The sequence below is a fragment of the Streptomyces katrae genome (assembly GCF_000966975.1).
GTDB lineage: Bacteria > Actinomycetota > Actinomycetes > Streptomycetales > Streptomycetaceae > Streptomyces > Streptomyces katrae.
In genome coordinates this window covers 1-3,353 of the sequence record NZ_JZWV01000248.1, presented here as the reverse complement: position 1 = coordinate 3,353, position 3,353 = coordinate 1, and the positions used below count along the sequence as shown (strand labels likewise).

2 protein-coding genes are annotated in these 3,353 nt (G+C 76.5%); both read right to left on the bottom strand.

Going from position 1 to position 3,353, the window contains the following annotated elements:
• On the bottom strand, positions 1-1,495 hold a 1,495-nt coding region (locus VR44_RS10960), incomplete at its 3' end, for a class I tRNA ligase family protein (protein WP_045947241.1).
• Positions 1,496-1,727: 232 nt separating this feature from the next.
• A partial coding sequence (locus tag VR44_RS10955) for an asparagine synthetase B family protein (RefSeq protein ID WP_045947240.1) occupies positions 1,728-3,353 on the bottom strand: 1,626 nt, incomplete at its 5' end.

Genomic DNA, 3,353 nt, shown 5'->3' with positions numbered 1-3,353 from the left:
TCCCACNCGGCTGCGCCTTGAGGGCGGCGGACAGCCGGTCCGCTCCCTCCGGCATCACCGGCCGCGCCCAGGCCCCGAGCGCCCGGGCCACCGCCAGCTGCGCCGCGAGGGCCGGGAGGTGGCGGCTGTCGGCCGTGGGCCGGTGTGCCTCGTGCGCGTTGACGTGGCCGAAGTCGGCCGCCGAACGCACCATCTCGTCGAGCAGGGCGACCGCCCTGCGGGGGTCGAAGGACTCGGGCGAGTAGGCCTCGCGCAGGTCCTCCACCCCGCGCAGCAGCCGCCGTTCCAGCACCTCCCAGCCGGCGCCGCCGGGCAGGGCCGCCGGGGCCAGCCCGGCGCACTCCTCCCGGACGGCCGCGAACAGCCTCGACAGCCAGCTGTTCCAGCTCTCGTCGAGCTCCCGGCGGGCGGCGGCGAGCCGCTCGGGCCGGAACTCCGTGCGCCGGCCCAGCGGACGGGCCTGCAGGACGTGCCGGCGCAGCGTGTCGGATCCGTACTCGGTGATCAGGTCCAGGGCCCAGGCCTTCTGGCCGGAGCCCCAGACCAGGGCCTCGTCCTCGACGACGTACGCCTCGTTGACGCAGAAGTGCTGCGGCAGCTTGACGCCCTGGGCGAAGAGCAGGACCGGCAAGAGCACGGCGTGGCAGAAGGCGTGGCCGAACCCGCAGAAGTGGATGGCCCGTTCGGGCAGGGCTTGGTCCCCGTAGCCGAACAGGTGCATCGCGGCGGCCTCGAAGCAGCCGTCGATGCGGTGCTCGGGGAAGCCGTCGACCGGGACGGGCAGCCCCCACTCGGCGGGGTGGGCCACCGCGATGTCGGGCAGGCCGTCCTCGACGAGGGACTCGCAGAGCGCGGCCAGGCGCGGCGGCAGGCCCGTGCCGGCCCAGTACTCCGCGAGGGCGTCCCGGTGCGGCTCCAGCGGGACGTAGAGCCGGCGGCAGCGCCGGGGCACGGCCGTGGAGCCGCACTGGGCGCAGCGCGGTTCCAGGAGGTCGCCGCCGTCGTTGGGGCGGGCGCACTCGTGGCACATGCCGCCGTCGCTGGGGGCGGCGCAGTGCGGGCAGGTGCCGCGGACGTGGGCGCCGTGGAGCCAGCGCTCGCAGGACTCGCAGTACGGGGTGAGGCGGGTGCGGGCGGCGATGACGCCCTCGGCGTGCAGGCGCCGGAAGAGGTCCGCGAGCCAGCGTCCGTAGCCCTTGTCCTGGCGCGGGCGCACGACATGGTCGAACTCCACGCCCGAGCGCAGCCAGTCGGAGGTGATCGCGGCCCGGTAGCCCTCCGCGACCTCCTCCGGTTTGCGGCCCGCGCGCAGGGCGCGGGCGTGCACGGAGCTGTTGTGGTCGGCGGTGCCCGTGGTGAACAGCACGGGCTCGCCCTCGGCCCTCAGGTAGCGCGACAGGACGTCCGCCGCGACGTAGGGGCCCGCGAGGTGTCCGACGTGCAGTTCGCCGTGGGTGGCCGGTGGGGTCGCGGTGATCCATACGGGGGTGCTCATGGGACCTCCTTGACGTTGTGGTGCGCAGTACGCAGCGGGGCTTGGGCACGGGGTGAGCGCTCGGGGCGGGCGGGCCGCTGCCCGGCCGCCGGGAAGCCCGGGGTGCCGTTCCAGCGTGACAGAGAAACGAACCGCACGGTCTGGTATATGGGTGCGCGTTCACGCCGTTGCGTGGATACGCCAGGAGGTACCGGCCGGTCGGCCGGGCCCGGCCCGTGCTCCGTACGGCCGTTCAGGCGGCGGTGTCCCGGGGCACGCGCATGCCCCGGACCACCTCGGTCCACAGCTCGTGCGCGGCCAGCGCCCACAGCGCGAGCGCGTCGCGTTCCGAGGGGTGTTCCAGCTGCCGGGCCAGCAGGGCCCGGACCCGTTCGGGCCGGACCTGTCCGGCCCGCGCCAGCCGCTGCGGGGACAGCAGTTCGCGTACGGGATCCAGCAGCGGGCCGCCGGGGGCGATCAGCTCGGCGACGGGCAGCCCGGACGGCTGCCGGGCCCGCAGCGCGACGGCCTTCGGCAGCAGTTCACGGCCGGCCCCGTACAGGGGCCGCCGGTCGTGCGGGCCGGTGGGCGCGAGGGTGCGGGCGTACGCGGCGACGCTGGGGCGGCAGAACGGCATCCTGGCCTCGACGGCCCAGGCCATGCCCAGGTGGTCGGCCCGGCGCAGGGGGCCGGCGGGCAGCCGCCAACGGGTCTCGAACGCGGTGACGGCGGCGGTCCGGTCGCCGTCCGGGCAGGAGCGCAGCTCCCGTTCGACGCGGTCGGCGGCCGATCCCGTCTCGGCGAGGTGGGCCCGGTAGGCGGGCGTGTACAGCCATGCGCGGAGCATCCGGGGCGCGGCGCCCAGGGCGTCGGTGTAGGAGGCCGCCCAGTCCGGGCCGGAGGGCGCCGAGGAGGCCGCGTGCAGCCGGGCGGGGCCGCCGAACAGCTCGTCGGCGCCGTCTCCGGTCAGGGCGACGGTGTATCCGGCCTGCCGGACGGCACGGAAGAGGGCGTAGGCGGCCAGGGCGGCGGGGTCGGCGTCGGGCTGCCCCAGGTGGCGGGTGGTCCGGGTGAGCAGCGAGGGCAGTTCGGCCGGGTCCAGGGCGACCTCGTGGTGGACGGTGCGGGTGTGCCGGGCGACCTGGCGGGCCCGGGTGTGCTCGGCGCCGGGCCAGCGGCCGCGCAGGCCGAGGTGGAAGGTGTGCGGGGCGGGTGCGCCGGTCTCCCGGGCGTACTCGGCGGCCAGGGCCGTGACCAGACCGGAGGCGAGCCCGCCGCTGGTGAGGACGCACACGGGCACGTCGGCCCGGGCGAGGCGCCGCACCTCACCGCGCAGCAGGTCCCGGACGTCCCCGCCGGCCGGTTCCGGAGCCTCCCGCGCGGGGGGTCTGCGCCGTACGACGGGAGCCCGGCCGGGCCGTACGACGGCGGTCGCGCCGGGCGGCAGCAGGCCGATGCCCTCCAGGGCGGTGTGGGAGGAGACCGGGCTGCGCAGGGACAGGACGGTGTCGAGGCTGTCCTCGCGCGGGGCGGTCCGCACTCCGTCGAAGGCCAGCAGGGCGGGGATCTCCGAGGCGAAGCGGAACGTTCCGTCCGGGCCCTGGTGGTGGTGGAGGGGCTTGATCCCGAGGGGGTCGACGGCGAGGACCAGCCGGGGCTCGGCGCGCAGGTCGAGGACGGCGACGGCGAACATCCCGTCGAGGCGCCGCGCGAAGTCCGGCCCGTGCTCCGCGTACAGCGCGGGCAGCAGGGTGCCGTCGCAGCGGTCGGGGAACCGGTGGCCGCGGGCGGCGAGTTCACGCCGGAGCTCGGTGTGGTTGTGGATCTGCCCGTTCAGCACGGCCGTGATGCCCGGCAGGTGCGCGAGCCGGTACGGCTG